We start from the raw sequence: 5806 nt of genomic DNA, 5'->3' as shown, positions 1-5806 counted from the left end.
TGAGGTGCTAGTGCCCTTTATCGGGCGTGGGGGTTCAAGTCCCCCCTCGGACACACACAATGAGTGAGGGCCCCTACCGTGAGGTAGGGGCCCTCACTCATTGTGTGTGCAAGATCTCGTCCGGACGAAGATCACCAGGTCAGTGCCGGTACCCGAGCTCACAGCCACCCCCCGGACAGTCCTCTCACGTGGCAGACGCACTGGCACGCGCCTAGCCTCGTACTAAAATTTCCGGCTTGTTACGGAACGGAGCTGGAGCCGGACAACCCCAGGCAGACCTGCGGGCCCCCGCCAGCGACCCGGAGGTGTCCGGGAACGAGACGCGAGGACTGATGGCAGCCATACACGAGAGCAGTGCTCTCGGTCTGCTCGACGAAGAGATCCGCGAGCGGTTCGGCGACACGGCACGTTTCTCCGCGGGGCCCGCCTCCTCGCCCCGCACGCTCGTCGACGTGTTCGACGCCGCCGTACGTTCGTACCCGGACGAACCCGCCCTCGACGACGGCGCCACCTCGCTCACCTACCGGGCGCTGGCCGTCGAGGTCGAGGGCGTACGGCGCCGGCTGAGCACCGCGGGCGTCGGGCTCGGGGACCGCGTCGGGGTCCGGGTGCCGTCCGGCACCAACGAGCTGTACGTCGCCATCCTGGCCGTTCTCGCGGCCGGCGCCGCCTACGTTCCCGTGGACGCCGAGGATCCGGACGAGCGCGCCGAGCTGGTGTTCGGGGAGGCGGACGTACGGGCCGTCGTCGGGGCCGGATGCGAGATCACCGTACCCGGGGCCCGCAGTGAGCTGCCCGCGCGGCGGCCCGGGGTCGAGCACGACGCCTGGATCATCTTCACCTCCGGCTCCACCGGGAAGCCCAAGGGTGTCGCCGTCAGCCACCGCAGCGCCGCCGCCTTCGTGGACGCCGAGGCCGCGCTGTTCCTCACCGACGACCCCGTGGGGCCGGGCGACCGGGTCATGGCGGGGCTCTCCGTGGCCTTCGACGCCTCCTGCGAGGAGATGTGGCTGGCCTGGCGCTACGGGGCCTGTCTGGTGCCCGTACCGCGCTCCCAGGTCCGCAGCGGCGCCGATCTGGGTCCCTGGCTGGTCGAGCAGGAGATCTCCGTCGTCTCCACCGTACCCACGCTGGCCGCGCTGTGGGAGCCCGAGACCCTCAACGACGTACGGCTGCTGATCTTCGGCGGGGAGGCCTGTCCGCCCGAGCTGGTGCAGCGGCTGGTCACGGAGGGGCGCGAGGTGTGGAACACCTACGGGCCCACCGAGGCCACCGTCGTCGCCTGCGCCTCCCTGATGACCGGGGAGGAGCCCATTCGGATCGGGCTGCCCCTCAACGGCTGGGAGCTCGCCGTCGTCGACGAGGCCGGGGAGCCCGTCGCCATGGGCGGCAGCGGCCAGCTGGTGATCGGCGGCGTCGGTCTCGCGCGGTATCTCGACGGCGAGAAGGACGCCGAGAAGTACGCGCCGCTCGAATCCCTCGGGTGGGAGCGGGCCTATCGCAGCGGTGACCTCGTCAGGGCCGAGCCGGAGGGGCTCATCTTCCTCGGGCGGGCCGACGAGCAGATCAAGCTCGGCGGGCGCCGCATCGAGCTGGGTGAGGTCGACTCGGCGCTTCAGTCGCTGCCCGGTGTCGCCAGTGCCGCCGCCGCCGTACGGACCGCCCGGAGCGGCAACCAGCTGCTGGTCGGCTACATCGTGACGCAGGACGGATGGGACCAGGCCGCCGCCGTCGAGCGGCTGCGTGCCGAGCTGCCCGCCGCCCTGGTGCCGCTGCTCGCGCCGGTCGCCGAACTGCCGACGCGTACGTCCGGCAAGGTCGACCGCAACGCCCTGCCCTGGCCCCTGGAGGGGTTCGAGACCGGTCCGGCCGCCCATTTGTACGGCACCGAGGCCTGGCTCGCCGAACAGTGGAGCGAGGTCCTCGGCATCCCCGTCGGCAGCGCGGACGACGACTTCTTCTCGATCGGCGGCAGCAGCCTCGCCGCCGCCCAGCTGACGACCCGGCTGCGGACGCGCTACCCCAGCGCGGCCGTCCTCGACATCTACCAGCAGCCCGTGCTGCGCAAACTCGCCCGGCATCTGGAGGAGTCCGCGCAGGACGACACCAGCGGACGGGTCATCGCGCCGGTCCCCCTGCGCGCCAAGGCCGTTCAGCTTGTGCTGCTGGTGCCGCTGTTCACCCTGCTCGGGCTCCGGTGGGCGGTCGCACTGGCCGCCGCCGGGAACGTACTGCACTGGTTCGGGGCCTACCCGTGGGCGCCTGCCACATCGTGGTGGGCGGTGGCCGCCGGCGCCGCCGTGTTCTTCTCGCCGCCCGGGCGGCTCGCCCTCGCGGCCGGTGGGGCGCGGCTGCTGCTGCGGGGCGTGAAGCCGGGCCGGTATCCGCGCGGCGGGAGTGTGCATCTGCGGCTGTGGACCGCCGAGCGGCTCGCCGAGTTCAGCGGGGCGACCTCACTGACCGGGGCGTGGCTGGAGCGGTACGCGCGGGCACTGGGCGGCAAGGTCGGGGCGGACGTCGACCTGCACTCGCTGCCGCCGGTCACCGGGATGCTCAAGCTGGGGCGTGGGTCGGCCGTCGAGTCGGAGGTGGACCTGTCGGGGCACTGGCTGGACGGGGACCGGCTGGAGATCGGGCAGGTCAAGGTGGGCGCCGGCGCTGTGGTCGGGACGCGCAGCCTGCTCTTCCCGGGGGCGCGCGTCGGCAAGCGGGCCGAGGTGGCGCCGGGTTCAGCGGTCGTCGGGACGGTGCCGACCGGGCAGCGGTGGGCCGGGGCACCGGCCGTCAAGCTGGGCAAGGCCAAGCGGAACTGGCCCAAGGAGCGTCCGCAGCGCGGGCGCGCCTGGCGGGCGATGTACGGCATCACCGGGTTCGCGCTGAGTGCGCTGCCGGTGCTGGCGGGTGCGGTCGCACTGCTGGTCACGGGCGCGTTCGTCGACCCGGACGCCGGGCTCGGGACCGCTCTGCGGGGCGTCGCGCTCGCGCTGGTGCCGGCCACACTGGCGTTCGGCCTGGCGTACGCGCTGATGCTGCTGATCGCCGTACGGCTGCTGAGTCTGGGCCTGCGCGAGGGTACCCATCCCACGCACAGCCGCATCGGGTGGCAGGCCTGGACGGTCACGCAGCTCATGGACCGCTCCCGCGAGACGCTGTTCCCGCTGTACGCCGGGCTGATCACCCCGGTGTGGCTGCGGCTGCTGGGGATGCGGATCGGGCGCGGCGCCGAGGTGTCGACCGTACTGGCGCTGCCGAGTCTGACGACCGTCGGCGAGGGCGCCTTCCTGGCCGACGACACACTGACCGCGCCGTACGAGCTCGGCGGTGGCTGGCTGCGGATCGGGCGGGCCGAGATCGGGCGCCGGGCCTTCCTGGGCAACTCCGGGATGACCGCGCCGGGCCGGTCGGTGCCCGACGGCGGGCTGGTCGGGGTCCTGTCGGCCACGCCGAAGAAGGCCAAGAAGGGCAGTTCGTACCTGGGGCTCCCGCCGATGAAGCTGCCCCGGTCGGCGAGCGGCGGCGATCAGAGCCGTACGTACGATCCGCCCGCGCATCTGCTCTGGGCGCGGGCCCTGGTGGAGCTGTTCCGGATCGTGCCGGTGTTCTGCTCGGCAGGGCTGGCCGTGCTGACGGTCGCCGTGTTCAGCGTGCTCGGCGGGTGGTTCTGGCTGGTGGGCGGGCTGGTACTGCTCGGGGTCGGCGCGCTCGCCTGTGTTCTGTCCATCGTCGCCAAGTGGGTGCTCGTGGGGCGCCACCGCGCCGGTGAGCATCCGCTGTGGAGCGGGTTCGTGTGGCGCAACGAGCTGGCGGACACCTTCGTCGAGGTCGTCGCCGTGCCGTGGCTCGCCGGTTCCGTGCCGGGTACGCCGGTGATGTCGGCGTGGCTGCGGGGGCTCGGCGCGCACATCGGCAAGGGGGTCTGGGTGGAGAGCTACTGGCTGCCCGAGACCGACCTGGTGACCCTGGGGGACGGGGCCACCGTGAACCGGGGATGCGTGCTCCAGACACACCTCTTCCACGACCGGATCTTGCGGACGGATACTGTGGTCCTCCGTGAGGGCGCGACGCTGGGTCCTGGCGGGATCGTCCTGCCCGGCTCCACGGTCGGGGCCCGGTCCACTCTGGGTCCCGCGTCGCTGGTCATGGCGGCGGAGTCCGTTCCCGACGACACCCGCTGGCTGGGCAACCCGATCGAGTCATGGCGTTCCTGAAGGCGGTGCGCGCGGCTCGTTCGGGTACCGGAGCGGGGGTGGGTTCGTCTCCGGCACCACGTACGAGCACAGCGCAGGGAGCAGACTCAGCAGTGAGCGTTCAGCAGACCGTGGGTTCGGACCCGTACTTTCCGGCAAACGGTGACGCCCGTTACCGGGTGCACCGGTACGAACTCGCGCTGGACTACCGCCCCGGCCCGAACCGCCTGGCGGGCACGGCCCGCATCAACGCCATAGCGGGCCGGTCCCCGCTTGCCGAGTTCCAGCTGAACCTGGGCGACTTCAAGATCGGCCGGATACGGGTGGACGGCAAGGCCGCGCACTACACGCACCGGGGCGGCCGGCTGCGCGTCCGTCCCGCGAAGCCGCTGCGGGCCGGGGCCGCGTTCACTGTCGAGGTGCACTGGGCGGGCAATCCCAAGCCGGTCAGCAGCCCCTGGGGCGGGATCGGCTGGGAGGAGCTGGAGGACGGGGCGCTGGTGGCCAGCCAGCCGGTCGGGGCGCCCTCCTGGTACCCGTGCAATGACCGGCCCGCCGACAAGGCGTCCTACCAGATCTCGATCACGACGCCGTCCGCGTACTCGGTGGTGGCCGGTGGGCGGCTGCTGACCCGGACGGCCAGGGCCTCGACCACCACGTGGGTGTACGAGCAGTCCGCGCCCACGTCGAGTTATCTCGTCGGGCTGTCCATCGGCAAGTACCAGACCGTGCTGCTGGGCGACCCGGGACTGGGCGGCGTGCCCCAACACGGGCATATTCCGGCGGAGTTGCTCCCCGAGTTCTCCCGGGACTTCGCGCGCCAGCCCGCGATGATGGAGCTGTTCCAGGAGCTGTTCGGGCCGTATCCGTTCGGTGAGTACGCGGTCGTGGTGACCGAGGAGGAACTCGATGTGCCCGTCGAGGCACAGGGGTTGTCGCTGTTCGGCGCCAACCATGTGGACGGGGCGCGGAGTTCGGAGCGGCTGGTCGCGCACGAGCTGGCCCACCAGTGGTTCGGGAACAGTGTGTCCATCGCGGACTGGCGGCACATATGGCTGAACGAGGGGTTCGCCAAGTACGCGGAGTGGCTGTGGTCCGAGCGGTCCGGGGGGCGCAGTGCGCAGCAACTCGCCGCGGTGGCCCATCGGTTGCTGTCGGGGCAGCCGCAGGATCTGCGGCTGGCCGATCCCGGGCGCAAGCTGATGTTCGACGACCGGTTGTATCAGCGGGGCGGGCTGACCGTGCATGCGGTGCGGTGTGCGCTGGGTGACGAGGCGTTCTTCCGGATGCTCCGGGGGTGGGCCGGACTGCACCGGGGTGGGTCGGTGAGTACGGGTACGTTCACGGCGTATGTCTCCCGGTTCGCTGCGGAGCCGTTGGACGAGTTGTTCGCCGCGTGGCTCTATGAGGGCGCGTTGCCTGCGTTGCCCTCGCCGGGGGCGCAGGGGGCGCCGCCGGTCGCGGAAGGGCCGCGGGTGCCGGCGCGGCCCTCTTATCCGCCGTCTGGTGCGTAGCGCTGCGCGCGGCAGACCTTTGTCGGGTGCGGGGACTCTGCTGCGCAATGCGCTGGACCCGCAGGAACAGCCGCCCGGAGCACCGAGCACGGCCGCGTCGCCGCA

At 72.0% G+C, this 5806-nt stretch carries 2 protein-coding genes; both read left to right on the top strand.

The genetic code is table 11. The annotated features are described in order from the left end of the window. The first annotated feature begins 332 nt into the window (after positions 1–332). Complete coding sequence (locus tag RB628_RS39130; protein ID WP_318325414.1) at positions 333–4208, top strand: Pls/PosA family non-ribosomal peptide synthetase; 3876 nt, start codon at positions 333–335, stop codon at positions 4206–4208. 92 nt (positions 4209–4300) lie between these two features. After that, positions 4301–5701 carry a M1 family metallopeptidase gene (locus tag RB628_RS39125; protein WP_318325413.1) on the top strand — a complete coding sequence of 467 codons (1401 nt, stop codon included), beginning with the start codon at positions 4301–4303 and terminating at the stop codon, positions 5699–5701. Positions 5702–5806 lie beyond the last annotated feature (105 nt).

The sequence above is a fragment of the Streptomyces sp. ADMS genome (assembly GCF_033441795.1).
Classification (GTDB): domain Bacteria; phylum Actinomycetota; class Actinomycetes; order Streptomycetales; family Streptomycetaceae; genus Streptomyces.
Note: the sequence above shows the minus strand (reverse complement) of the source record. Positions and strands in the feature narration are given on the sequence as shown.

Excerpts from the sequence above, each read along its gene's own strand:
- RB628_RS39130 (WP_318325414.1), top strand. The coding sequence starts at position 333 with ATGGCAGCCATACACGAGAGCAGTGCTCTCGGTCTGCTCGACGAAGAG.